22 protein-coding genes and 1 tRNA gene are annotated in these 25,446 nt (G+C 70.9%); 13 read left to right on the forward strand and 10 right to left on the reverse strand.

Annotated elements, in window-relative coordinates:
* Position 1: 1 nt before the first annotated feature.
* On the reverse strand, positions 2 to 1,246 hold the full coding sequence (locus GNZ18_RS26905; RefSeq protein ID WP_156219331.1) for a molecular chaperone DnaJ: 1,245 nt from the start codon (positions 1,244 to 1,246) through the stop codon (positions 2 to 4).
* A gap of 193 nt (positions 1,247 to 1,439) precedes the next feature.
* On the opposite strand from GNZ18_RS26905, the gene GNZ18_RS26910 reads away from it, so the two are divergent.
* From GNZ18_RS26910 to GNZ18_RS26950, 10 genes are all read left to right on the forward strand, one after another.
* Positions 1,440 to 2,015, forward strand: coding sequence for a TerD family protein (locus tag GNZ18_RS26910; RefSeq protein WP_214617648.1), 576 nt, complete (start codon positions 1,440 to 1,442; stop codon positions 2,013 to 2,015).
* A 154-nt stretch (positions 2,016 to 2,169) separates the two neighbouring features.
* Positions 2,170 to 2,748 (forward strand): TerD family protein, encoded by a 579-nt coding sequence (locus tag GNZ18_RS26915; RefSeq protein WP_156219333.1) that lies wholly within the window; start codon positions 2,170 to 2,172, stop codon positions 2,746 to 2,748.
* A gap of 65 nt (positions 2,749 to 2,813) precedes the next feature.
* Positions 2,814 to 3,944 carry a DUF475 domain-containing protein gene (locus GNZ18_RS26920; RefSeq protein ID WP_156219334.1) on the forward strand — a complete coding sequence of 377 codons (1,131 nt, stop codon included), beginning with the start codon at positions 2,814 to 2,816 and terminating at the stop codon, positions 3,942 to 3,944.
* Positions 3,945 to 4,052: 108 nt separating this feature from the next.
* Positions 4,053 to 4,631 (forward strand): TerD family protein, encoded by a 579-nt coding sequence (locus GNZ18_RS26925; RefSeq protein WP_156219335.1) that lies wholly within the window; start codon positions 4,053 to 4,055, stop codon positions 4,629 to 4,631.
* 241 nt (positions 4,632 to 4,872) lie between these two features.
* Positions 4,873 to 6,030 (forward strand): HpcH/HpaI aldolase/citrate lyase family protein, encoded by a 1,158-nt coding sequence (locus tag GNZ18_RS26930; protein ID WP_156219336.1) that lies wholly within the window; start codon positions 4,873 to 4,875, stop codon positions 6,028 to 6,030.
* Positions 6,027 to 7,388, forward strand: a complete 1,362-nt coding sequence (locus GNZ18_RS40900) for a phosphoribosyltransferase family protein (RefSeq protein ID WP_312874761.1) — start codon at positions 6,027 to 6,029, stop codon at positions 7,386 to 7,388. The genes GNZ18_RS26930 and GNZ18_RS40900 overlap by 4 nt, the downstream gene beginning before the upstream one ends.
* Positions 7,385 to 8,524, forward strand: coding sequence for a cysteine protease StiP family protein (locus GNZ18_RS43795; protein WP_173390888.1), 1,140 nt, complete (start codon positions 7,385 to 7,387; stop codon positions 8,522 to 8,524). Before GNZ18_RS40900 ends, GNZ18_RS43795 begins: the two co-directional genes overlap by 4 nt.
* Positions 8,521 to 9,327: an HAD family hydrolase gene (locus GNZ18_RS26940; protein WP_214617651.1), complete on the forward strand. Its 807-nt coding sequence runs from the start codon at positions 8,521 to 8,523 to the stop codon at positions 9,325 to 9,327. The genes GNZ18_RS43795 and GNZ18_RS26940 overlap by 4 nt, the downstream gene beginning before the upstream one ends.
* Positions 9,328 to 9,426: 99 nt before the next feature.
* Complete coding sequence (locus GNZ18_RS26945) at positions 9,427 to 10,746, forward strand: MGH1-like glycoside hydrolase domain-containing protein (RefSeq protein WP_156219337.1); 1,320 nt, start codon at positions 9,427 to 9,429, stop codon at positions 10,744 to 10,746.
* Between the two features lie 17 nt (positions 10,747 to 10,763).
* Positions 10,764 to 11,246 (forward strand): hypothetical protein, encoded by a 483-nt coding sequence (locus GNZ18_RS26950; protein ID WP_156219338.1) that lies wholly within the window; start codon positions 10,764 to 10,766, stop codon positions 11,244 to 11,246.
* On the opposite strand, the gene GNZ18_RS26955 is transcribed toward GNZ18_RS26950, so the two are convergent.
* A complete protein-coding gene (locus GNZ18_RS26955) occupies positions 11,243 to 11,512 on the reverse strand; it encodes a YtxH domain-containing protein (protein ID WP_156219339.1) in 270 nt (89 codons plus the stop codon). The two genes, GNZ18_RS26950 and GNZ18_RS26955, sit on opposite strands and share 4 nt — an antisense overlap.
* 152 nt (positions 11,513 to 11,664) lie before the next feature.
* Between GNZ18_RS26955 and GNZ18_RS26960 the strand changes: the two genes are divergently transcribed.
* Together GNZ18_RS26960 and GNZ18_RS44090 are read left to right on the forward strand one after the other, a co-directional pair.
* A tRNA-Asn gene (locus GNZ18_RS26960) sits at positions 11,665 to 11,737 on the forward strand.
* 1,257 nt (positions 11,738 to 12,994) lie between these two features.
* A complete protein-coding gene (locus GNZ18_RS44090) occupies positions 12,995 to 13,399 on the forward strand; it encodes a hypothetical protein (RefSeq protein WP_376766286.1) in 405 nt (134 codons plus the stop codon).
* A 174-nt stretch (positions 13,400 to 13,573) separates the two neighbouring features.
* Here GNZ18_RS44090 and GNZ18_RS26970 read toward each other — a convergent pair whose 3' ends face one another.
* From GNZ18_RS26970 to GNZ18_RS26995, 6 genes are all read right to left on the reverse strand, one after another.
* Positions 13,574 to 13,963 (reverse strand): hypothetical protein, encoded by a 390-nt coding sequence (locus tag GNZ18_RS26970; RefSeq protein WP_156219341.1) that lies wholly within the window; start codon positions 13,961 to 13,963, stop codon positions 13,574 to 13,576.
* Between the two features lie 259 nt (positions 13,964 to 14,222).
* Positions 14,223 to 15,314, reverse strand: coding sequence for a hypothetical protein (locus tag GNZ18_RS26975; RefSeq protein ID WP_156219342.1), 1,092 nt, complete (start codon positions 15,312 to 15,314; stop codon positions 14,223 to 14,225).
* Between the two features lie 175 nt (positions 15,315 to 15,489).
* Complete coding sequence (locus GNZ18_RS26980) at positions 15,490 to 16,566, reverse strand: hypothetical protein (protein WP_156219343.1); 1,077 nt, start codon at positions 16,564 to 16,566, stop codon at positions 15,490 to 15,492.
* Positions 16,567 to 16,598: 32 nt separating this feature from the next.
* The gene (locus tag GNZ18_RS26985) at positions 16,599 to 17,048 is read right to left on the reverse strand and encodes a YbaB/EbfC family nucleoid-associated protein (RefSeq protein WP_156219344.1); all 450 of its coding nucleotides are present in this window, start codon (positions 17,046 to 17,048) and stop codon (positions 16,599 to 16,601) included.
* 22 nt (positions 17,049 to 17,070) lie between these two features.
* Positions 17,071 to 17,610, reverse strand: coding sequence for a hypothetical protein (locus tag GNZ18_RS26990; protein WP_156219345.1), 540 nt, complete (start codon positions 17,608 to 17,610; stop codon positions 17,071 to 17,073).
* Positions 17,611 to 18,007: 397 nt separating this feature from the next.
* Positions 18,008 to 20,959, reverse strand: a complete 2,952-nt coding sequence (locus GNZ18_RS26995) for a glycosyl hydrolase family 18 protein (protein ID WP_156219346.1) — start codon at positions 20,957 to 20,959, stop codon at positions 18,008 to 18,010.
* A gap of 315 nt (positions 20,960 to 21,274) precedes the next feature.
* Between GNZ18_RS26995 and GNZ18_RS27000 the strand changes: the two genes are divergently transcribed.
* The gene (locus GNZ18_RS27000) at positions 21,275 to 23,485 is read left to right on the forward strand and encodes an MMPL family transporter (protein ID WP_156219347.1); all 2,211 of its coding nucleotides are present in this window, start codon (positions 21,275 to 21,277) and stop codon (positions 23,483 to 23,485) included.
* A 9-nt stretch (positions 23,486 to 23,494) separates the two neighbouring features.
* Here the strand turns inward: GNZ18_RS27000 and GNZ18_RS27005 are convergent, their stop codons facing one another.
* Both GNZ18_RS27005 and GNZ18_RS27010 read right to left on the reverse strand, forming a co-directional pair.
* Positions 23,495 to 24,346, reverse strand: a complete 852-nt coding sequence (locus tag GNZ18_RS27005) for a siderophore-interacting protein (protein ID WP_156219348.1) — start codon at positions 24,344 to 24,346, stop codon at positions 23,495 to 23,497.
* An 11-nt stretch (positions 24,347 to 24,357) separates the two neighbouring features.
* A complete protein-coding gene (locus GNZ18_RS27010) occupies positions 24,358 to 25,386 on the reverse strand; it encodes an ABC transporter substrate-binding protein (protein ID WP_156219349.1) in 1,029 nt (342 codons plus the stop codon).
* Positions 25,387 to 25,446: the final 60 nt, after the last annotated feature.

Raw genomic sequence — 25,446 nt, forward strand, 5'->3', positions numbered from 1 at the left:
CCTAGGAACCCGCTCGTTCCGCGCGGATGCGGGTGACGACGTCACCGGCGGCGGTCTTGATGGCGTCCAGCTCCCGCAGGTAGGCCCAGTAATCGGGGTGGGCTCCGGTGAGCGTCCCGGGGGCCCGCTCCAGCCGTTCGACGAGCGAGTCGAGGACGCGGGCGTGCCGCGGCGCGGCGCCGCCGGGCTGCGCCATGGCGAGGCGCTGCGCGTCGCGGACGGCGAACCGCACCGACTCCACCGGCGCCGCGGGGTCGGCGGCGACGGCCTCCAGCTCGGCGACGCGGCCCGTGACCTGCCCGGCGCGGCGGTCGGCGGCGTTCAGCTCGGTGCGCGCGGCGGTGAGCGCCTGCTGCGCCTGCTTCCACTCGGCGCGGGAGACGTGCGCGGACGCCTCGTTCAGCCGCTCGCGGGCCCGCGTGACCCCCGACTCGATGGCCTCGGGCGCGCCGCGCAGGTCCTGCCAGCACGCCTGCGAGTAGCCGCGCAGCAGCGTCTTCATCGCCCGCCTGACGGGCTCCATGCGGCCCGCGACGACGTCCACCCTGGTCCGCACGGACGCGAGCGAGTTGCGGACCTTCCCGGCCATCCGCGGCAGCTCCGCGGCGGCCTCCCGGGCGGCCTCGGCGATCGCGCGGGTCTCCTCGGCCGCGCGCAGCGCGCCGTCGAGGCCGAGCCCGCCGAGCCCCTGCGCGCCGAGCCGGGCCAGGCCCTGCTTCGCGCGGGCCAGCTCCGCCTCGGGGTCGGAGGCGTCCATCCCGGCCTCCCTGGCGGCGGCCACGGCGGCCTCGGCGGCGGCGACGGCGTCGCGGGCGGCGGCCAGGCGGGGCGGAAGCCGGTCGAGCGCGGCCTCCAGGCGCGCCATCCCCGGCGCGAGGCGCTCGGCGAACCCGTTCAGGTCGCGCGCGACCTGCTGCAACCGCTCGGTGGACGCGACGAACGCGCGCCGGGCGGCGTCGTACTCGGCGGCCGTCCGCTCCTGGTCGTCGAGGTCGTGGGCGTCCAGGACGGAGATGTAGGCCACCGAGGCGGCGTCGGCGGACTCGGCGAGCGCGGTGAACTCCCGCCGCGCCGGGGCCGCCGCGGCCGCGTCGAGGTCCTCGAAGACGGTGACCCGGCCGTCGAGGTACTTCTGCGCCTGGTCCATGTCGTAGAAGGCGGCGGCGGCCGCCTCGCGCGCCTCGATCGCGGCGGCCGCCGCCTGCGCGCCCCGGCCACGCCGCCGCTGGTCGCCCGGTCCCCGCAAGACCGCCCCCCTCCTTCGCCTCGTGCCCAGTCTGGCGCAGTCGGAGCGCTTTCGCGTACCCCGGCCCCGGCCGTGTGACGAGCCCCCCTGAGGTAATGCCTTCGCAACGTAGGGAACGGATAGCATCACTGCTACGTCGATATAGCGTGACGCCCGGGGCGTCCGATACGGCATGCGATCTTGGAGGAACACAGTGGGCGTCAGTCTCAGCAAGGGCGGCAATGTCTCGCTCACCAAGCAGGCACCGGGGCTGAGCGCGGTGACCGTCGGCCTCGGCTGGGACCTGCGGACCACGACCGGCACCGACTTCGACCTGGACGCCTCCGCCCTGGTGCTGGACGCCGCCGGGAAGATCCTCACCGACCAGCACTTCGTGTTCTTCAACAACCTGCGCACCCCGGACGGCGGCGTCGAGCACACCGGCGACAACACCACCGGCGAGGGCGAGGGCGACGACGAGCAGCTCAAGGTGAACTTCGGCGCGCTGCCCGCCACCGCCGAGCGGGTCGCGTTCGCGGTGTCGATCTACGACGCCGACACCCGCGGCCAGAACTTCGGGCAGGTCCGCAACGCCTACATCCGCGTCCTGAACCAGAGCGACGGGGCGGAGATGGCGCGCTACGACCTGTCCGAGGACGCCTCGATGGAGACCGCGATGGTCTTCGGCGAGCTGTACCGGTCGGGCGCGGAGTGGAAGTTCCGCGCCGTCGGCCAGGGCTACGCCTCGGGCCTGGCCGGGATCGCCACCGACTTCGGCGTCAACCTCTGACCCCGCGTCCGGCCGGGCCCGCGTCCGGGCGGGCCGGCCCGGACGCCCCTCGCATCCGTCCAGCATCCGTCCAGCACCCATCCATCACCCGTCCATCACCGAACACGATCCGATCGTCCTCACCGGACCCCACCACGGGAAGGGAGTGGCCCGAATGGGAGTCTCACTCGCCAAGGGCGGCAACGTCTCGCTGACGAAGGCCGCCCCGAACCTGAGCGCCGTGTCCGTCGGCCTCGGCTGGGACGTGCGCGCCACCACGGGCGCCGACTTCGACCTCGACGCCTCGGCGCTGATGCTCGACGCGTCCGGCAAGGTCATGTCCGACCAGCACTTCGTGTTCTTCAACAACCTGAAGAGCCCGGACGGGTCGGTCGAGCACACCGGCGACAACCTGACCGGTGAGGGGGAGGGCGACGACGAGTCGATCAACGTCGACCTCACCGGTGTCCCGGCCGAGTGCGAGCGGGTCGTGTTCCCGGTGTCGATCTACGACGCCGACAACCGGCAGCAGAACTTCGGCCAGGTCCGCAACGCGTTCATCCGCATCGTCAACCGCGCCGACGGCAACGAGCTCGCCCGCTTCGACCTCACCGAGGACGCCTCCACCGAGACGGCCATGGTGTTCGGCGAGCTCTACCGCCACAGCGGCGAATGGAAGTTCAGAGCCGTCGGCCAGGGGTATGCCTCGGGTCTCGCCGGCATCGCGATGGACTTCGGCGTCAACGTCGGCTGAGGGCCGGCCTTCCCCGCACGCCGGCCGGCCCGTCGCGGGCCGTCCTCCCTAGCAGAAATACGCGCATGATTCTTCGCACCTTCGGGTGGTCCTTCGTCGTCACGGTCGTGGGCCTGCTGATCGCTCTGCTGTACGGCAACGCCACCGGTCTCGCGCTGGTGGCCGTGCTGGCCGTCCTTGAGATCTCCCTCTCGTTCGACAACGCCGTGGTCAACGCCAAGGTCCTCGACCGGATGAGCGAGTTCTGGCAGAAGATCTTCCTGACCGTCGGCATCGCCATCGCCGTGTTCGGCATGCGGCTGGTGTTCCCGCTGCTCATCGTGGGGATCACCGCCAAGCTGAACCCCGTCGAGGCCGTCGACCTGGCGCTCAACGACTCCCACCGGTACCACGAGCTGATGAACGACGCCTACCCGATGATCGCGGCGTTCGGCGGCATGTTCCTGATGATGCTCTTCCTGGACTTCGTGTTCGAGGAGCGGGCCGAGAAGTGGCTGCCGTGGCTGGAGAAGCCGCTCGCCCGGATCGGCAAGCTGGACCAGCTCGCGGTGGTCGTCGCGGGCGGCTCGCTGGCGTTCGTGGCGTGGCTGTCGGCCGACGACCCGGGCAACGTCATGATCGCGGGTGTGCTCGGCATGGTGACCTACATCCTGGTCAACGGGCTGGGCGAGCTGTTCTCCGAGGCGGGCGACGACGAGGACGACGAGGACGGGGACGAGGACGGCGCGGAGGGCGCCGAGCGGGGCTCGTCCGGGCGGTCCGGGCCGAGTCCGCTGGCGCTCGCCACCGGCAAGGCGGGGTTCTTCCTGTTCCTCTACCTGGAGGTCCTGGACGCCTCGTTCAGCTTCGACGGCGTCATCGGCGCGTTCGCGATCAGCACCGACCCGATCATCATCGCGCTGGGCCTCGGCATCGGCGCCATGTACATCCGGTCGCTGACGGTGTTCCTCGTCCGCAAGGGCACCCTGCACGAGTACGTCTACCTGGAGCACGGCGCGCACTGGGCGATCGGCGCGCTGGCCGTCTGCATGCTGGTCAGCATCGGCCACCACGTCCCCGAGTGGATCACCGGTGGGCTCGGCGCGGGCCTGATCATCGCCGCGTTCGTGTCGTCGGTGGTCCGCAACCGGGGCGCGGGCGGCGGTCCGGCCGCCGAGGCCGGTGAGGACGAACGGCTCCACGCGGGCAAGGTCTGAGCGGCGGGGTCCGGCCGGCTCTGATCAGCCGGGTTTGATCAGCCGGGCCTTGCCGAAGCGTTCTCACCCCGCGTTCATCCGTAGGAATCACCACCGAAGGAGCCGACGATGTCGATCTCGTTGCAGAAGGGGCAGAGGGTCTCCCTGGACAAGCCCGGCGGAGGCACGCTCACCCGGGTCAGGATGGGCCTCGGCTGGGACGCGGTCGCCAAGAAGGGCCGGTTCGGCAAGTCCAAGGCCCAGTCCATCGACCTGGACGCGTCCTGCCTGCTGTTCGACGGCAGCGGCAACCTCGCCGACCAGGTGTGGTTCCGCCAGCTCCGCAGCAAGGACGGCTCGGTCCTGCACACCGGCGACAACCTGACCGGCGCGGGCGAGGGCGACGACGAGGTCATCAACGTCGACCTCCAGGGCGTCCCCGCGAACGTCGTCCAACTGGTGTTCACCGTGAACTCCTTCACCGGCCAGGACTTCTCGCAGATCGAGAACGCGTTCTGCCGCCTGGTGGACGAGAGCACCGGGCAGGAGATCGCCCGCTACGACCTGAGCGGCGCGGGCGAGCACAACGCGCAGATCATGGCGAAGGTGTCGCGGGACGGGGCGGGCTGGTCGATGACGGCGATCGGCGCGACCGCGAACGGCCGCACGTTCCAGCACCTCCTCCCGGACGTGGCGCCGCACCTGTGACACCGGCCGTACCGCCGGTCTGAACGCGGGGGCGCGGGGTTCGGGGCCCACGGGGGATTTGTGACGAACGGTGACAGTATCGTCACGTGCCGTTCCAGTGGGGTCGATCCGCGCTTCCCGTGCCCGGTGCCACCGGTGAATGCATGCCCTCGGCGTCTATTCTTGAAGGGTTCCGGGGGAGGGTCCGATAGGCGGCCGACGATCCGCGCGCAGCGGTCTGATCCTGAGGGGAACTTTGTGAATGCGGCATTTCGATCACGTTGACACCGCGCATCGCAAGCACCTCTTCTACCGGCATCCGCGGTGCTTCGACCGGCACGACGAGCCGGAGGTGCTCGCGGTCGCGCTGGGCGCGACGCTCTACTGCCCCGCGACGCGTCCCCTCCTCGCCGGCGACATCGAGAAGGCCGCGCGGCGGGGCGTGATGAGCATGGTCGTGTGCCTGGAGGACTCGGTCGCCGACGACGAGGTCCCGGCGGCCGAGGCCAACGCGGTGGCGCAGCTGCGGGAGCTGCGGCGCCGCGGCACCGAGCTGCCGCTGCTGTTCATCCGGATCCGCGAGCCCGGCCAGGTGGGCGACCTGATCGCCCGGCTCGGGGAGGCCGCGTCGCTGGTCACCGGGTTCGTCCTGCCGAAGTTCACGGGCGTGACGGGTGGAGCGTTCCTGGAGGCGCTGGAGGAGACGTCCGCGCGCACCGGGCTGCGGCTGCTGGCGATGCCGGTGATCGAGAGCCCGGAGGCGGTGTACAGCGAGACGCGCACCGAGCTGCTGAACGACGTGGCGCGGCTGCTCGCCAAGCACCGGGAGCGGATCCTCGCGGTGCGGCTCGGCGCCACCGATATGTCGGCGGCCTACGGGCTGCGCCGCCCGCCGGACCTGACGATCTACGACATCCGCCCGGTCGCGAGCGTGATCTGCGACGTCGTCAACGTCCTCGGCCGCGTGGACGGCAGCGGGTTCGTCGTGACGGGCCCGGTGTGGGAGTACTTCTCGGCGGGCGAGCGGATGTTCAAGCCGCAGCTGCGGCAGTCGCCGTTCGACCGGCAGCACGCCGCGCCGCTGCGGCAGCGGCTGATCACCTCCGACCTGGACGGGCTGATCCGCGAGGTGCACCTGGACAAGGCGAACGGCCTCACCGGCAAGACCGTGATCCATCCGAGCCATGTGGCGGCCGTGCACGCACTGTCGGTCGTGACGCACGAGGAGTACAGCGACGCCGCCGACATCCTGGGCGTCGCCGGAGGGGGCGTCATGGCCAGCGCGTACGCGAACAAGATGAACGAGGCGAAGCCGCACCGCGCGTGGGCGGAGCGGCTGATGCTGCGCGCCCGGGTGTTCGGGGTCGCGGCCGAGGACGTCACGTTCGTCGAGCTGCTGGACGCGGCGGGCAGCCGGTGACCTGGCCGGGGGAGTGGGTCGCGGCCCGCCTGGACGTACGGCTGGCCGACGGCGCGGCGGCGGCCGGTGCGGGGCTGGCCGATCTGGCCGATCTGGCCGATCTGGTCGGGCTCGCGGTCCGGCGGAACCCGCGCCGGGCGCATCTGCTGGTGTCGGCCGTGCTGGGCAAGCACGTCCCGACCGACCCGCGCCTCGTCTACGGTGCGGGGCTCCTGCTGGGCGATCTCGTGCGCGCGCGGCTGCGCCCGGAGGAGCCCCGCGGCGGGAGGTTCCTCACCGGCGCGCTCCGCGGCGTGGACGGCGCGGCCGCACGGCTCCGCGACGCCCTGCGGACGCCCGCCGCGCCCGTGGACGCCTTCGTGCTCGGCTACGCGGAAACGGCGACGGCGCTGGGGCATTCCGTCGCGGACGCTCTGGGCGGCGCCTACTACCTGCACTCCACGCGCCGTCCGGTCGGGGGCTTCTCCACCTACGGCGGGTTCGAGGAGGAGCACAGCCACGCCACGAGCCATCTGCTGCTGCCGGGCGACCCGTCCGCGCTGGACCGGGACGTGCCCGCCGTGCTGGTGGACGACGAGCTGTCCACGGGGCGGACCGTCCTCAACACGATCGAGGCGCTGCACGCCGTCCGCCCGCGCCGCCATTACGTGCTGGCCGCGCTGGTCGACCTGAGGGGCGAGGACGACCGCGCCCGCATGCGGGCGCTGGCCGACCGCCTGGGCGTGCGCATAGACGCCGTGGCGCTCGCCCACGGCCGTGTGGAACTGCCGGAGGGGGTTCTGGAGGCGGGGCAGGCGCTCGTGGCCGAACTGTCCACCCGGGCCTTGCCGGAGGCCGCCCCGGGCCGCTTCGACGTGACCCGCGTGTCCGTGCACTGGCCGCGCGGCCTGCCGGACGGCGGGCGGCACGGGTTCCTGCCCTCCCACCGCGCGCACCTGGAGAAGGAACTGCCGCGCATGGGCGACGCCCTCAAGGGGCACCTCGGCGGCGCCGCCCGCGTGCTCGTGCTCGGCTTCGAGGAACTGATGTACGCGCCCCTGCGGCTGGCGGAGGCGCTCGCGGACGCGCTGCCGGGCGTGGACGTCCGGTACTCGACGACGAGCCGGTCGCCCGTCCTGGCCGTGGACGACCCGGGCTACGCGATCAGGTCCCGGCTGGCCTTCCCCGCGCACGACGACCCCGCCGACGGCACACGGGAGCGCTACGCCTACAACGTGGACGCGTCCTTCGACACGATCGTGTTCGTCGTGGACGACGTCGGCGACACCGGCGACCTCGCCCAGGGCCTCCTGGAGATGCTGCGAGCGCTCGCCCCGGTGCTGCTGGTGACCGTCCCCTCCCACCGGAGCACGCCGTGAACCTCCCCACGCCGCTCTACGGCCCGCACTTCGGCAGCTATCCGGCGGAGGACGTCGCGTGGCTGCTCAAGGACCTGTCCCACGCGCGCCTGGAGGCGCCCACCGAGGAACGCGAGGCGGCGATCCAGGCGGGCCGCGCGCACTACGCCGAGTCGCTGCCGGTGGAGTACCAGCCGGGCCCCGAGTACCGGCGGCTGTTCCAGCGGACGCTGGAGGAGTCGGCGGAGCGGCTCGCCTACGCGGCGGGCCTGGTCGGCGAGACGATCCTCGCCGAGCGCGGCCCGGACGCCGTCCTCGCCTCGCTGGCCCGCGCCGGGACGCCGGTCGGGATCCTCGTCCGCCGCTGGGCGCGGTTCGCCCACGGCCTCGACCTGCCGCACTACGCCGTCAGCATCGTCCGGGGGCGGGGCGTCGACACCGTCGCGCTGCGGTACCTGGCCGAGCACCACGACCCGTCCGCGGTCATGTTCGTGGACGGCTGGACGGGCAAGGGCGCCATCTCCCGCCAGCTCATCGCCGCGCTGTCCGAGGACGCCCCCTGCGGGGACGTCGCCGCCCGGTTCTCGCCGGACCTCGCCGTCCTGGCCGACCCGGGGCGGTGCACGCCCCTCTACGGGACCAGGGACGATTTCCTGATCCCGTCGGCGTGCCTGAACTCCACCGTGTCCGGTCTCGTCAGCCGGACGGTCCTGAACGACGAACTGATCGGCCCCGGTGACTTCCACGGGGCGAAGTTCTATGCGGACCTCGCCGCCGACGACGTCTCCGCCCATTTCCTCGACACCGTGTGCGCGCGCTTCGCGGACGTCGCCGAGCGGGTCGCGAAGGACTTCCCGGACCTGCGCGCATCCGACCGCGCCCCCGACTGGTCGGGGTGGGAGGCGGTCCGCAGGGTCGGCGCCGCCCACGGCGTGGACGACCTCAACCTCATCAAGCCGGGCGTGGGGGAGACCACCCGGGTGCTGCTGCGCCGCGTCCCCTGGAAGGTGCTCGCCCGCCCCGGCGCCGAGGCCGATCTGACGCATATCCGCGTCCTCGCGGAGGAACGCGGCGTGCCCGTCCTGGAAACGGACGACATCCCGTACGCGTGCGTGGGCCTGATCCACCCCAAGTTCGGCAAGGGAGCCGTCCAGTGACCGTCCTGGTGTGCGCGGACCTCGACCGCACGCTCATCTACTCCGCCGCCGCGTTCGCCCTGGAGGGGCCCGACGAGGCCATGCCGCGCCTGCTCTGCGTCGAGTTCTACCAGGGCGCCCCGCTCTCCTACGTCACGGAGACGGCCGCGCAGACCCTGGAGGCGCTCGCCAGGGCCGCCGCGTTCGTGCCCACGACGACGCGGACGCCCGAGCAGTACGGCCGCGTCCACCTGCTGGAGAAGCCGCCCGCCTACGCGATCTGCGCGAACGGCGGGCACCTGCTCGTGGACGGCCAGGACGACCCGTCCTGGTCGGCCGAGGTCCGCGCCCGGGTCGGCTCCGGATGCGCGCCGCTCGCCGAGGTCCAGGACCACCTGGTCCGCGTCGGCGGCGACTTCGTCCTGAAGCGCCGCACCGCCTCCGGCCTGTTCGCCTACCTGGTCGTCGACCGCGCCGCGCTCCCCGCCGGCTGGGTCGAGGACCTCACCGGCTGGTGCGCCGAACGCGGCTGGCGCACGTCCCTCCAGGGGCGCAAGGTCTACTGCCTGCCCGCGTCGCTGACCAAGTCGGCCGCCGCCGCCGAGGTCGCCCGCCGCACCGGCGCGTCCCGCATGCTCGCCGCCGGGGACTCGCTGCTGGACGCCGAACTGCTCGCCGCGGCCGCCGCGTCCGTCCGTCCTGCGCACGGCGAACTGCACGACACCGGCTGGACGTCGCCGACCGCCGCCGTCACCGCGTCCCGCGGGATCCGCGCGGGCGAGGAGATCGCCGCCCGGCTCCTCGACCTCGTCGCGTCGGAATAATCACAACAAATAGGACAATCGGCGCCAGGGGCTCGTCGTGGGCCGCTTCCCCGGTCACAATCACGGTGAGGATCCGAGCGGGGAGGTCACCCTGAGCGCATGAGCCCCCGACTCACCGGCGACGAGACCGCGCTGTGGCAGGCCGCGGCCCGCGTGCTGGACGCCAACTGGACCGGTGCCGCCACCGCCGCGTCCCCCGGCCTCTACCCGCACCAGTGGAGCCTCGACTCCGCCTTCGTGAGCATGGGCCTGGCCCGCCACCGCCCCGCCCGCGCCGAGGCCGAGCTGCTGTCGCTGTTCCGGGGCCAGTGGGCGGACGGGATGCTCCCGCACCTCGTCTTCAACACCACCCTCGCCCGGCGCGCGTTCTTCCCGGGGCCCGACCTGTGGCGCAGCGAGGACCAGCCGGGCGCGCCCCGGGGCGTGCACACCTCCGGCCTCACCCCGCCCCCGCTGCACGCCCTCGCCGCGCTCCGCCTGTACGAGTGCGCCGCCGACGGGGACGCCGGCCGCGCGTTCCTCGCCCGCCTCTACCCGATGCTCGTCGCCCAGCACCGCTACCTCGCCCGCCACCGCGACCTCGGCTCCGGCGGCCTCATCGCGATCTGCCACCCCTGGGAGTCGGGCCAGGACAACAGCCCCGCCTGGGACCGGCCCCTCGCCGCGCTCCAGCTCCCGCCCACCGCCTACGCGCCCGCCCGCGTCCCCCGCGCCCACCCCACCGGCGAGGACCACGACCGCTACGTCCGCCTCGTCACCCTCATGCGCGACGCCGGATACCGGCCCGGCTACCTCCGCGACGCGCACCCGTTCGCCGTCGAGGACCCCCTGGTCAACGCCACCTACCTCGCCTCGACCCACGCCCTCGCCGAACTCGCGGCGCTCGTCGGCGCCGACCCCGCCCCCCACCGCGACGGCGCGCAGCGCATCCACGACGCCCTCCTCGACCGGCTCTGGGACGCCGAGACCGGCTGCTTCCGGGGCCGCGACCTGCGCGACGGCCGCCTGCTGCCCGTCATCACGGCGGGCTCGTTCGGCCCCCTGCTGGACCCGGGGCTGCCGTCCCCGATCGTGCGCAGCCTCGTCGACCTGCTCCTGTCGGCCCGCTTCGCCGGGGCCGCCGGATACCCCGTCCCCACCTGCGACATCCAGGCCCCCGCCTTCGACCGCGGCGGCTACTGGCGCGGCCCCACCTGGGTGAGCACGAACTGGCTGCTGTGGTACGGCTCCCTCGGCCACGGCCTGCCGGTGATCGCCGACCTGCTCTACGGGTCGACGATGCGCCTCGTCCGCCAGTCCGGCTTCCGCGAGTTCTTCGACCCCTTCGACGGGACCGGCCGCGGCTCCCACGACCACTCCTGGTCGGCCGCCCTCGTCCTGGACCTCCTCGGCGCCCGGCACGCCCCCCAGGCCGTCTGATCGCCTACGGTTGGGGCATGCGCCTACTCCGAGGCCGGGTGCCCGCCGGCGTCACCCTGGAACGCGGCGAACGCGTCCTCGCCTCCGCCGCCACCCGGGGCGGCTCCCACGTCGCGGCCACCACCACGGCCCTGCACGTCCCGACCCCCGAGGGCGGCTTCACCCGCGTCCCGTGGGAGCGCGTCGACCACGCCTCCTGGAAGGACGGCTGGCTCCACGTCCAGGAGACCTCGGGGGGCGCCGAGCACCACGTCCGCCTGACCGACCCGGGCTCGGTCCCCGAGACCGTCCGCGAACGCGTCACCGCGACCGTCGCCGTCAGCCACCAGGCGCGGCTCCCCGGCGGCGGCAAGGTCCGCATCGCCGGCCGCCGCCCCGCCACCGGCGGCGACGTCCGCTGGTCCTTCGTCTTCGAGGCGGGCCTCGACCCGGACGACCCGGGCCTGCGCGCCCAGGCCGAGCAGATCCTGGAGGACCTGCGCCGCCAGACCGGCCTCTAACCGGGCCGGACCGAGGGCTCCTCGGCATCCTGCCCGCCCTGATGCGGCACGCGCTCCTTCGCCGACGAGGCGATGCTCCCGGCCTTGCCCTTCGCCGCCTCGGCGACCTCGCCGCCCTTCAACCGCAGCCGCTCCGTCGCGTCCTGCACGCTCGGGTTCTCCGACACCTGCCGCGACCACCGCTTGAGCTGCTCGAACCGCTCCCGCCCGGCCCGCGTCCCGAGGACGTAGCCGACCGCGGCGCCCGCGATGAACGTGTACTTCATGTCAACTCCCAGGTTCCTGCGGGTAACGTGCCCCGACCCCTACCCACGATCGGCCCCTCCACCCGCCCACCCGGAAACGCGTGCGCGAACAGCCCCGGACATGCGCTAACCTAGACCCGCCGCCGGGGCCCCGCCCCGACCCGGCATCACGATCCCGCGTAGCTCAATCGGCAGAGCAGCCGGCTGTTAACCGGCAGGTTATTGGTTCGAGTCCAATCGCGGGAGCAAGAACATGCTCCCATGTCGCAGGTCAGGCCCCGTCCGCAAACCCGGACCGGGGCCTTTCTCATCCCGTCTGGCTAGCATCCGTCAATCTCCTCCGGAAAGATGCGGTCCATCTCGGTCGCGCCGTCCTGCAGGACTGGCCGGAGTCGATGCCGGTACACCATCTCAGTGCCCCGGATGCCCATGACCTCCCGATGTCCGACAGCGGCGAGTGGCTGTGCCGCAACTCCCACGCGTAGGCGACCCGGCTCTTCGGGAGTCCCGCAGGACGCTCATAGGCTGGCGCTCGTTTCCGTCCGGAAGGAGAGGTCGTCATACGGGGAGCCAGGTGTCGCGTTCGGTGTTATACGACGGGGGACCAGCGCGGCGCCTCCACTTCTTCGGTGCGCGCCCCCGATGAGAGGGACAGGACGACGTAGGCGCGAATGCCCATGCGCCCATAGGTCTCGGTCGCGTCGAGGAGCGTGATCGACTGATGGAAGTTCAGTGCCTGGACTGTTGTCCGGCCTGCCCCGTGGGCGCCTCGCAGAGCAGCATGATGCTCCGCTCCACCCCGCTACGCGCTTGCGTTCGGCGATGATCTTTTCAGGATGCAGTCGTCTTGTCGTCCTGTCCTGCGATCCCGTGGGCGGCCAATTTTCGCTCCCTGCTTTACGGCGGGTGTCTTCGCTCGGCAGTTCGTCGTCGCGGCGTGGAACTCCTCGTGGAGATAGACCATTCCGAGCGGGCAACTTTGCGACGGGCGGCCGTATTGGGTCATGGTCTGATGTTTCGGTGTGTGGGGCCTGGTGGACCTTGATGCTGGAATCATGAGTGGTGGGGCTCGTCGGCGGCCGGTCTGGTTTGTGCTGCTCTTGGTGGGGTCCGGTGGGGTGGCGGCGGTGGTTGGGGAGGGGGCTTTGGGTGGTTGGACGGGGGTTGAGTTTGGTTCGGGTGAGGAAGGCGGCGGGCACCGCGCATCGTTCGTCCTCGGAGGCGAAGGGGGGATGTAAGCCCATTCGCGGGCGAGTGTGCCGTTGTAGCGTTCGCCCTTGCCGTTGGTGCGCGGTGTGTAGGGCCGGGTCCGCTTGTGGCGGGTGTCGGTGGCTGCGAGCGCGTCGGCACAGATGGTGGATCAATAGCAGGAGCCGTTGTCGGTGAGACCCGCTCGATGGCCGTCACGTCGTACTTGGCGAAGAACGCAACCGCGCTGCGCCAGAACGCCGCTGCGGTGGTGCCGCGTTCGTCGTCCAGGGTCTCGGTGTAGGCGAGCCGCGAATGGTCGTCGACCGCCGAATGGAGGTAGGTGCAGCCAACCCTCCCGGTGCCCGGTCCGACGCGCTTGGACGCGAGGGCCTCGCGGCTGCCGACGCCGTGGACGCGCCAGCCGCCAGCGGGGATGCGCCCGAACTTCTTCACGTCCGCATGGATCAGTTCGCCAGGCCGGTCGTGCTCGTAGCGGACGACCTCCCGCAGAGCCTCGCCGGTCGGCGGGTCGATGTCGCGGAGCCGGTTGAGGCCGCAGCGGACCAGGATCCGGTGGACGGTCGCCGTCGCCAGGACGGCGCCGTGACGGCGATCGAGTTCGGCGGCGATCCGAGCAGGATCGCGGAAAAAGTCGTCCACGATCTCATGCCCCTCCAGGTCCTCAGGCGGAGCACGGACGGGTCCTGTAGAACATGAGGTCGTCAGCCACCTCACTGTAGGGGCCAGCCCAAACCACAAGGATTGACCCACTCTTCAGGTGACTTCCCAGCGACTGGGCTGACTGAGGGCGAACTCCATATCGAGGACCCTATGGCCCCCTACTTGCCGACATGGTCGGGGCCTGCCGGTCTGGCCGGAGGCCGATACATATCAGGACTTGGGCCGATTATCGTGCCAGTTGCCGGTCTTGTTGCAGGTCGCGTAGAGCTGGTTTTCTGCCCCTATGCTGCGGTCTCGAAGCTTGTCACGGGCTTGTTGCTCGGGGTTCTCGGGATTATAGGTTGTGCCGGGTTTGACCTTTGCATGCGCTTCCCAGTTCTCGGCGATGATTCCCACTTGATCGGCTAGATTCCTGTCCTTGAGCTTCGCCCGGAGGGTCCGAAGCTGCGCGGCGAACTTGGCCTCATCGAAGTCAGCATCCACGGGTACGTTGACGGTCTTGTCGATCATGGCGCACTCGGAGGACAAGCGATCGTCGCTGCTGGAACAGCCCGACATAGTTATCGCCACGGCCAGAACCGGCATGAAGGCACGTTTCACGGTTGAGGATCGTAGCCGCTTCCACCTGCACATGTGCGACTCAGGGCGCTCCCCGGGCTGACTCGAATCCGCCCCGGCGCCCGCCTGCGGGCGCCCTTGAAGACGTGCGGATAGTTCTCATCGAGGTCATTGGGACGTGATGTCGGTTCGGGTGGGCGGGTTCGATGCCTGACTAACTGCCTGACCAGGCCGGTCTTGGGAGCGGAAGGGGGTCCGCTGTGGCCGGGTGGGAGGGGGCGTCCCGAGGCCGGGTGCGGGGTCACTGCTTCCAGCGGACCGCGAACTTCTGACCGGTCACGGTGGACGCCTCGCCCACCACCCCGTCCTTGTTGTTGACCGCCGTCGCCTCGCTCTGCTTGCCGAGCGGCAGTTGGGGCAGTGGCGCTATGTGCCAACCGGTCTTGTCCTGTTTCCACAGGACCGCCTGGTTGTCGCCGGGCGTGCTCGTCGTCGAGGCGCCGACGATGGTGCCCGCGGCGTTGACGCCGTTCGCGAGGCTTTGGCCGCCGGCGCCGGTCAGTGTGCCGAGGTCGGTGGGCGTGGCGGCGCCACGGGCCCACAGGGCCGCGTGGATGGGGTAGATGTTGGGAACATTGCGGTCGGACTGCGAATAGCCGACGATCAATCCCTTGTCGCTGACGCCCTCCGCGCTGCTGTGCGGGCCGCCGCCGGGCAGTGGCGGAAGCGCGACGAGCTTGGTGCTTCCCGCGGCCCAGGTGACGGCCTGGTAGTCGCGCTCCTGAGATCCCTCGAAGGTGGTCCCGGCCACGACACCGCTCTTGTTGATCGCGGCGGCGGTGGTCGAGCCCAGCGGGGAGGTCGTACCGAGGTCGGAAACGGGGCCTCCCGGCTTCCATCTCACCGCGTGGAAGACCCCGGCCTGGATCGGCGTGTAGCCGACCACGGCCCCGGTGTCGTTGATCGCCGCGGCGTAGCCGCCGGAGCGGCCTGGGAGGGTGCCGAGATCGGTGATGGCTCCGTTCGGAGCCCAGCGCACGGCGCGGTCGGTGCCGTTGGCGGTGTTCGCGTAGCCGACGATTTCGCCGCGGTTGTTGATTCCGTGGGCGTAGCTGTAGGTGCCGCCGGGGAGGAGACCGAGGTCGGTTATGCCTCCGGTGGGGTTCCAGCGGACCGCGTGATAAGTGCCTTTGGCCGTGTTGCTGTAACCGGCGACGACACCTTGGTCGTTGACGGCGGTCGCGCGGCTGGTGTTGCCACCTGGAAGTACGCCGAGGTTCACGATGGCCCATTTGGGCAAGGGGGCCGCGTTCGCCGGTGGTTCGATCGGCCCCGTCGCGACGGCGACGAATCCAACCAGGAATACGCTTTTCGATCTTAAGAGATCTCCCATGCGGTCATTACACCGCCGACCGCACTATTTCACAAGCAGGGGATTTCGGCGGCGGTCGCCTTTGAAGGCGCGCAGGACGCTTTGGATCGGGCCCGTCCGATGGGGAAGGACGGGCCGAAACCATCCCGCGCCTACGCGCCCTCGCCGCCTCGGCGAATACCGGATCGCTCCGCCGCTACGGCTGGCGGACCTGGCCGCCGGTCCAGTTCCAGTTCATCTTGTTGACGTCGGAGAAGTTCGTGGTGAGGCCGTCCTCGTTGATGCGGTTCGGTTGGAAGGCCTGCTCGCGGCCGAACCACATCGAGCCGATGTCGCTCAGCTTGCTGGCGGCGAGGGCGAGGATCGCGGCCAGGGCGCCGGCGGTGCCGATGGACAGGAGGGTGGCGACGGCCTTCTTCGCCGCTTCGGCCGCGGGTTTGAGGGGCGGGTAGAAGGACGCGATGAAGGCGGTGATGAGCGCGGCGAGGCAGGCCATGACGTAGACGAAGAAGACGCTCTGGACGAGGTTGAGGTCCTCCTTCATGCCGCGGAGCTTCTCGTGGGTGGTGCCGGCGCGGCTCTTCGTCTCGTCCAGCTCACTGAAGAAGGTGAGGCTCATGAAGTTCTCGAAGCTGGCCTTGGAGTTGTCGGCGCCCTCGGTCTTCCACCTCGTCGGCCCCAGCTGGTTCTTGGTGATGGTCTCCACCGTGGTCTTGGTCGCGCCGAGCTGCTTCTCGATCTGGACCCAGGCCTCCGCGACCTTGTTGAGGTTGTCGTCGTCGGGCTTGAAGAGCCGCCACATGCCGAGCGAGATGAGGCACAGCTTGTCGACCGCGCTGCAACTGGAGAGCCCGATGTAGATGGCGAGCGCGCGGATGACGAGCATGGGGCCGCCGGGGACGGCCATCGCCCAGCCCTCGGGGGTGCCGACGTCGCTGCCCACCGGCTTCACCGGGGCGTAGGGGATCGCCTGGGCGCCCGCCTGGATCGTGCTGGCGGCGTTGGCCTTGCCGTAGTTCTTCGCGACGGTGGCGAGCCCGTCGGCGAGCTTCTGGATCGTGTCGAGGCCGCTCTTGATGTTGCCCTGCATCTCGTGGCGCATGCCGTTGTAGGTCGAGATCGCGGGGATGCCGACGATGCCCAGCGCGGTCATGCCGAGCTCGGTGTCGCTGTCGACGTACTTCTTCGCCGCGGCCATGTGCGCGCGGGGCAGGTCGTTCATCGCCTGCGCGCCCGCGTAGATCGAGTTCTCGTCGAAATGAAGGTTTGCCATGCCGGCCTCCGGGGGTGTGGGTGGGGAGCGGGTCAGAAGAGTCGCTTGAGCTTGTCCAGCTGGGCCATCATCTCCCTGACCGGGTCGGGGGCGGCGCTGATCGCCCGCGCCACCTCCTCCGGGCTGTCGACCAGTCCCGCCTCGGCGGCCCGGTCCTCCGCGATCTTCGCGAACATCTCGCTGCCCTCGGTCGCCGGCGCGATGATCTCCTGGATCTGCTTCTGCATCGCGTCGTAGGCGATGGTGTAGGCGGCGGTGATGGACTCCGTGAGCGTCTGGGAGTCACCGCGCATGGCCCGGGGGTTGATCTCCAGGCTCTCCAGCTTCCCCGTCGAGTCGACGACGACCTTGACGAAGCGGTCGGCGGACTCGCCCTCGCCCTTGACGGCCGCCACCCGCTCGGGGATGTCCATGGCCAGGTTCAGTTGTTCAGTGAGCTTGCTCAGTTCCCGGTCGAATTCCGGGAAACCGGTTGCTCCCATGGTCGCTCTCCATCCAGTCTCGTCACGGGCGCTGTTCGACGCGCGGTGGCGTGTCGGTCCACAGCGGCCCGGCCGCCTTCTTGATCGTCTCGATCGCCTCGGGGCGGGAGTCCCCGAGGAGGTCCAGGTCGCAGAACTTTATCGCCGACAGTTCGGGCCGCCATTCGGGGAAGTGCGGCCGGGGGGCCGGTTTGGCGATTCCCTCCCGCGGCCAGACGACCAGCCATCCGTGGTTCGAGAGGCCGTGCATCGGGACCACCGCCACCTGCGTGGCATGCTCCCAGAGGATGCGCCATTCGTGGCTCTGCGCGGATACCGTCATCCCGCCCGAATCGACGTGCACTTTTGGAAATGCCCGCACCTGTTTGGACAACGAGATGGCCGGCCACAGGGCCGCCGCGGAGATGAACAGGGCCGGCACGACGATGACCGGTGAGCCCTGGACGGCGAGCACGGCCACCGCGGCCGCCAGGGCCGCGACGCAGACGCCGACGGCGATCAGGGCGCCCGGCAGCGGACGCGTGGCGGTCGCCTTGAAGGTCTTGGGGGCCGTCGCGTTCACGGCGTCGCCGCTTTCATGGGCAATCGCCCTCCTGGGATATCGGCGGTGTTAGGAGTGGGGACGTCGCGATGCGGGGTGCGACCGCGTCGGGTCGCCGAAGGGCGGGGGTGGGCCTGAGGAATTCGTCCGGTGCGGGGGAACCGCGCGTTTGCGATGGCACATTCGCCGGGGGTCCTCAACTTCGTCTCGTCGCCTTCGAGGGGAGCCGACCTTCTTCGGGCGGCACGTCTCGGCGGGCATACGGGCACGGGGACGGGTCGACCGCTGGTCGACCGTACCCTACAACGTAGATCCGGTCGGGTTGTGATGGTTCGCGCAGTGCGACCGATTTCGATGGGCTCCCAAATGGAGCAGGGCGCATGCCCGGTGGCATGCGCCCTGCGTCAGAGGGTCGGGGTCAGCGGCGCAGGCCGCCTACCGAGGCGGTTCTGGGGTTGTCCTGGGACAGGGCGTAGGACTTGCCTCCGAAGGTGAGGACGAAGTTGGACGGTGTGGCGATCGGCAGCTGGTAGCTGAGGGCCACCGTGGCGCTGCTGCCGTTGGGGATGCTCGTGTAGCTCGGGATGGTCATCGTGGCCCGGTGGAAGTCGCCCTTCAGGCCGCCGGTGTTGTTGCCGTTGTGGCCCGCCTGGACGGAGAGGGTCCAGCCGGACTGCTGGGTCATCGAGGCCGGGGCCGAGGTGCCGTAGTCGAACTTCAGCACGGCGCCGCCCGGGATGGTCTGGCCCGAGTTGTTGGTGATCTGGAACTTCGGGCTGATGGGGTAGTTGGCGTCGCCCACGGGGAAGTTGACGAGGTCGACCTTCACATTGAGGAGGTCGGTGGGCATGGCGTGGTCGGACTTGAGGTTCTGGTACGGCCCGGCCGTCTTGAGCTTGTCGTCGATCAGGGTCGTGAGCGTGTTGCCGATGAAGTACTCGCCCTTGCCGTCGTTGCGGGACGGGTCCCAGGCGTAGTCACCGGCGAGCTCCCAGAACATGACGCCGCCGATGCCCTTGTCGATCACGTACTGGGCCTTGGCGGCCACCGACTGGTCGTCCTCGGTGGACAGGAAGACCTTCTTGGTGCTGTTCCACAGCCACGGCGAGCGCATCGTGTTGTCGTACTGGCGGGTGTAGGTGCCGGTGAGGCGGTCGTCGGGGTCCTTGGCGGGGTCGAGGCCGTAGGCGCCGATGTAGCTGCCCTGGATGCCCTTCTCCAGGTTCTTGGCGTGCCACATCGGGTTGCTGCCCGAGGCCTGCTCCTTGCCCTTGTCGTCCAGGTCGTGCCAGAGGTTGTCGAGGCCGATGGCGCCGTTGCCGCAGGGGGTCGTGGACCCGACGGTGCCGCCGGTGCCCGGCGGGCACTCCTTCTGGTTGGGGAGCGCGGCCTTGCCCCACAGCCCGTTCGTCCCGCCGGTGACGTCGCGCCAGCCGCGGGTGTAGAAGGGCAGGCCGATGTTGATGCGTCCGGCCTGCATCGCGCCGTGGAAGTAGTGGTAGGCCCAGTCCGTGTTCAGATAGCCCATCCCGTAGGCGTTGTACACGCCGCCGTCGACCTGCTCGTTGTCCTTGCCGTCGTCGTAGAGGGCGGCGTTCGGGCCGACGAAGTGGTTCCACGACCCGTGCAGGTCGTAGGTCATGATGTTGGCGTAGTCCAGGTACGGGGTGACCTGGTAGGTGTCGTGGCCGCGCAGGATCCAGCCGGAGGCCGAGACGGCGGCGGTCAGCATGTAGTACTTGCCGTCGGCGGCGCTGGCCGCGTCCAGCTTCTCGCGCAGCGTCTTCATGAGGGCCACGTAGCCGGCCATCAGCTTGTCGCGGCGCGCGTTGGAGAAGGTGAAGTCGTCGGGGTGGCCGGCGTACTTCATCGAGGTGGCGTACTCGTAGTCGATGTCCGCGCCGTTGAAGCCGTACTGGCGGACGAACGAGACGACCGAGTCGGCGAAGGTGTTGATCTTCGCCTGGCTGTCGGTCAGCGTGTAGAAGCCGCCGGACGCGATGCGCTTGCCGCTGTCGTCGATGTAGCCGCCGCTCTCCGCCCAGCCGCCGATCGAGACGAGCGTCTTCACGTTCGGGTGCTGCTTCTTGAACTTGTTGAGAAGGTTGAAGTGGCCCTTGTAGGAGTAGGCGGGGTCCATCTCCGCGCCCTTGACGCCGGGCCACTCCTCACCGATGGCCGGGTTGTCGGCGTTGCTCCCGCCGACCGAGACCTTGTTCTGGTTGTCGATGTGCGCGAACGCGTAGTTGATGTGGGTGATCTTGTCCCACGGGATGTCGCTGGCGAGGTAGCGGGGGGTGTTGTTCTTGCCGTCGCGCCAGCCGGTGAAGTAGCCGATGGAGCGGCGCTGGTGGCCGGTGCCCATCTTCTCGCGGCCGTCGTTGTCGTAGGTCTCGCAGTAGTTCGGGGTGACGCCCGGCGTCTGGTAGAGGCCGTCGGGGCGGCAGCCCCCGGTGCCGGGGCCGACGGTGGCGGTGACCTCGTTGCTGAGGGCGGAGGTCTGGCCGGCGGAGTCCTTGGCGCGGACCGTGAACTTGTAGCTGCCCGCGGTCAGGCCGGAGACGGTGGCGGTCGTGCCGGTCACCGACTGGACGACCGAGCCGTTCTGCAGGACGTCGTACCCGGTCACACCGTGGTCGTCGGTGGCGGCGGTCCAGGCGAGCGCGACCGAGTCGCCGGTCGTCTTGGTGACGCGCAGGTCGGCCGGCTTGGAGGGCGGGGTGTCCTCGCCCGTGCCGGTGGTGGTGACGGTGACCGCGTCGGTGGCGGCGGAGAGCTGGTCGGCGGTGTCGCGGGCCCGGATGCTGAAGGAGTAGCGGGTGCCCGCGGTGAGGCCGGTGATCTTCGCGCTGGTGCCGGTGACGGTCGCGGCGACGGTCGTGCCGTTCAGCACGTCGTAGTTCTTGATGCCGTGGTCGTCGGTCGAGGCGTCCCACGCGAGCGAGACCGAGTCGGCGGTCACCTCGGTGGTGCGCAGGTTGGCCGGGACGCTCGGCGCCGCGTCCGTGGGCGCGCCCTCGCAGGGCCGGCCGTCGAGCCGGCAGTTCTGCGGCCCGGCGAGCGTCCCGCTGTAGGACACCAGGAACCCGAAGGTCGCCGAGCCTCCGGAGGCGATCGTGGAGTTGTAGTCACGTCCGGCGAAGGTGTGATGGCTGCCCGAACTGGTGAGCACGGCGTCCCAGTACGAACCCATCTGCACGTTGGATCCCAGGTCGAACTCCAGTTTCCAGTTCGACATGGAGGAGCCGCCGCCGTTGGTGATGGTGCATGCGTACTGGGCTCCGCCGCCCCATTCCTGGACGGTGCGGCAGGCGGCGGTGGGGCCCTCGGCATGGGCGGGGGTTGTCACGGCCAGGGATAGGCCGAGCATCAGGAGGAGCGCTGTACATCCGGAGAGGAGCGTCCGGAGGGGGGAGCGGCTGGTGGCCACGGTGGACCTGGTCCTTTCTATTAGGAAAGTATACTAATTATTGGGACCATAACCGCAGTTCAATCGGTGGACAAGAACTGAAATTTCGACTGCGTATCCACAATGGATCGCTCCAATGAAAATTGGATCGACAACAGTGGAACGCGTTCGAACCACATGTGCCCCGTCCGGGACGGGGGTGGTCGCCCGGTGTGTCTGGTTCGTTGCGGTGGGTAGGAGGTCGTCCGGGGATGGAGTGATCTTCGGGGGGCCTCTATGTTCGGTGGGCTGGCGCGGTTCGTGGTGCGGCGCCGATGGTGGGTCATCGCGGCGTGGGTGGTCGCGGCCGTGCTGCTGGCCGGCTTCGCGCCGCGCTTCAAGGCCAGCACCGAGCAGACGGACTTCCTGCCCGGCTCGTATGAGTCGGTGCGGGCGCTCGACCTCACCCGGGACGCGTTCCCGCAGACCCGGGGGCAGCTCGCGATCATCGCCGTGACGCGCGCGGACGGCGGCCCGCTGACCGAGGCCGACCGGATGGTCACGGTGCGGCTGAGCCGGATGCTGGAGGACGACCGGCTCCAGGGCGTCCAGCGCGTGTCGGTGGGGGCCCTCGCGCGCAACCGCCTGGTCGAGATGATCAATGTGCGGTTCACCTCGGAGAGCTTCGACGACCCCGACGTCACCCGGGCCATCGACCGGATGCGCGACCGGCTGGCGGACGGGACGCGCGGCACCGGCGTGACCGCGCGCGTCACCGGGAACGCGGCGATCAACGCCGACGCGCAGAAGTCCTACGAGCGCAGCGACGCGATCACGCTCGGCGCCACGGTCGTGGTGATCTTCGTACTGCTGATCTTCACGTTCCGCAGCGTGGTCGCGGCGTTCCTGCCGCTGGTCACGGTGGGCCTGGTGATGACGGTGGCGCTGGCGCTGATCGGCACCGTCAACAAGGTGTTCGACCTCAAGGGCGACAGCCTGACGCAGTCGCTGATGCCGATCGTGCTGTTCGGCGTCGGGACCGACTACATCCTGTTCCTGCTGTTCCGCTACCGGGAGCGGCTGCGGGCCGGGGAGGACGGGAAGACCGCGATGGTCGCGGCGGTCGAGCGGGTCGGCGAGGTGATCGCCTCGGCGGCCTGCGCGGTCATCGTGGCGTTCAGCGCGCTGATCCTGGCCTCGCTCGGGATGCTGAAGACGATGGGCCCGGCGATGGGCATCGCGGTCGCGACGACGCTGGTCGCGGCGCTGACGCTGATCCCGGCCGTGGTGTCGCTGCTCGGCGCGAAGGTGTTCTGGCCGAGCCGGTCGTGGCGGGCGGAGCCGCCGCACCGCAGGGCCGGGCGGCTCGGAGCCTTCATCGGGCGGAGCCCGTGGCCGGTGGCGCTGGTGTCGGGCGCCGTCCTGGTGGCGCTGTCGGTGTGCGCGCTCGGGTTCAGCGCGAACTTCAACATGGCCTCCGCGCCGCCCGGGACGGAGGCGGCCAAGGGCCTGGACGACCTGGAGAAGGGCTTCCCCGCCGGGGCCGAGGACGCCACGCAGGTGTTCGTGCACGGCGCCGCGCCGCTCGCGCCCGGGGTGCCGGAGCGGGTCGCGGCGCGGCTGCGGACGGCGAGCGGCGTCGCGGCGGTCACCCCGCCGGTGCCCGGCGTCGACGGGCGCACCGCGCTGATCGAGGCGCAGCTCAGCACCGACCCGCTGTCGAAGGAGGCGATGGACGCCGTCGCCGGGCCCGTCCGCGACGCCGCGCACGCGGCGGCGCCGCCGGGCACGGAGGTGGTCGTGGGCGGGCAGACCGCCGTCATGGTCGACCTCCAGAAGGCGATGAACCGCGACTACACGGTCGTGTTCCCCATCGCCGGGCTGCTGATCGCGCTCATCCTCGGGCTGCTGCTGCGCAGCGTCGTCGCGCCGGTCTACCTGATGATCGCCGTGGTGCTGAGCTTCCTCGGGACCGTCGGCGCGAGCGTGGCGCTGTTCCAGTGGGGCGAGGGCCACACGGGCGTGATCTTCTTCCTGCCGCTGATCGTGTACCTGTTCGTGACCGCGCTCGGCACCGACTACAACATCCTCGTCATCGCGCGGCTGCGCGAGGAGGCGCGGGCCGGGCACCCGCCCCGGCGGGGCGTCGCGCACGCGTTCGAGCAGGCCGCGCCGACCGTCGCCTCCGCCGGGCTCATCCTGGCGGGCAGCTTCGCGACGTTCCTGCTCGCCGAGGCCGACGCGATGCAGGAGATGGGGACGACGGTGGCGCTCGGCGTCATCCTCGCGGCGTTCGTGATGTCGATGTTCCTCGTCCCGGCGGTGACGGTGCTGCTCGGGCACGCCGCCTGGTGGCCGGGACACCAGGACGCCCCGGCACCCGCCGAGGCCGCGACGGAGGCCGGAACGGTGTCCGGACGCGAAACGGCGTCCGGGGGCGAAACGGTGTCCGGGGGCGACGCGGCGTCCGGGGGCGACGCGGCGCGCCGTCCCCCGGACGGTGGATGAGGCCCCGCGTCACTCCTCGGTGGCGGGGCTGCCGCCCGCGACGACCTCGGCGAGCAGGTCCTCCTCGGTCGCGCCGCGCCGCCAGTAGCCGGTGAAGGTGACCGAGCGGCGGTCCATGCCGCGCTCGTTGACCAGGTGCCGCCGCAGCGCCTTGACGGTGGCGGACTCGCCCGCGATCCACGCGTAGGTCCCGTCCGGGACGGTCGCGGCGCGGACGGCCTCCAGCAGCCCGCCGGGGGAGACCCACGCGACGTCGGCGTCGGCCTCGGTCGGCAGGTCCTGGTGGTCGGCGGCGTCCGGCGCCTCGACCCACACCCGCGCGGGGGTCCCGGCGGGCAGCCAGGCGAGGTTGCCCGCGACGGCGGGCAGCGCGGTCAGGTCGCCCGCGATGAGCACCGGCGCGCCGGGCGGCGGACGGAAGTCGTAGCCGCCGTTGTCCGGGCCGGTGGGCCCGAGCACGACGACCCGGTCGCCCGGCCGCGCCGCCGCCGCCCACCGCGCCGCCGGGCCGGACGCGCCGTCCAGGTGCAGGACGAAGTCCACGTCCAGTTCGCCGGGGCGCTGGGCGCGGACGGTGTAGGAGCGCATGATGCCGCGCTCGGCCGGGTCCATGGCGCGCCAGTCGGCGAACCAGGTGTCGGGCGACCAGTCGGCGGGCATCACCGGCGCGTCCTGGTGCGGGTGGGGGAGGAACAGCTTGAAACGCTGGTCGCGCCCACTGGACACGAACGCGTCGGTGCCGCTCGCGGAGGCGTCCAGGCACGCCCCGCCGAAGGTGACGCGCACCATCGACGGGCCGAGCGGCGCGCACCGCAGGACGTGCAGTTCGAAGAATCCGTACGGGTCGGCCGGAGCCGTCATCTGGTCTCTCCTCAACCGGTCTTCTTGGCGGACTTGATGGACGTCGCGAGGGCCTCAAGGATCGGCGCGCAGCCCTCGTAGGAGAAGCGGGGCTCGGGCTGCCAGGGGATGACCTGCCCGGCCCTCACCGCGGGCAGGTCGCCCCAGGACGGCTTGGAGCCGAGGTCCTTCGGCTGGAGCGCCTGCGTGCGGCTGTCGAGCATGATCACGTCGGCCCGGTAGCGGTCGGCGTTCTCCCAGCTCAGGTTCTCGAAGTAGCCGTTGGTGTCGAGCCTGGCCGGCACGATCAGGTCGACGCCGAGCTCCTTGAAGTAGATGAGGTCGGTGTTCTTGGCCGGGCTGGAGGCGTAGAACAGGTCCGGGCTCGCGGACGCGGCCAGCACCTTCAGCCCCGGGTTGCCCTTGGCGGCGGCGCGCAGCGCCTCGGCCGCCTTGTCGAAGCGGGCCTTCGCGGCCGTGACCTCGGGCGCCTTCAGGTCGGCGCCGAGCGCGGCGGCCAGCGCGGCCGTCCGCTCGATGGGCCTCGGCAGCGGGACGGCGCCGGTGGACAGCGCGACGCTCTTCGCCAGCGCGTAGATCTTGTCCTTGCTCTCCACGGGAACGTAGAACAGCTCGCCCTTCACGAACATGTTGTCGACGAGCAGGTCGGGGCGCAGCGCCGCGTACTTCTCGATGTTGAACTCGCCGAACGCGTTGCCGATGGAGGTGAGCCGGTCGACGGGCAGGTTCCCGGCCTGCGGGTCGGGCTTGCCGTCCTTCAGCCGCGTCGGGCCGAACACGCCGACGAGCTGCTCGTCGACGCCGAAGTCGTAGAGCGCGGCGGCCGTGCCGACGTAGCCGACGACGCGTTTCGGACGGGCCTTCAGCTCCACCCTGGTGCCCCGGTCGTCGGTGAACGACCAGGCTCCGCCGCCGGGCGAGGCGGCGGCGTCCCCGCCGTCGTCGCCGCCGCACGCGCCGGTGAGGGCCGCGAGGGCGACGGCGCCGCCCGCGCCCAGCAGGCCGCGGCGGGTGAGGTGACGGGCCCCGATGTTCGACATTCCGGTTGCTTCTCCTGCGGTCGTGCGACGGTGCGCGGATCGGTGTGATGAGGGGTTGAA

Source organism: Actinomadura litoris (assembly GCF_009733595.1).
In the GTDB taxonomy this organism is placed as follows: Bacteria; Actinomycetota; Actinomycetes; order Streptosporangiales; family Streptosporangiaceae; genus Spirillospora; species Spirillospora litoris.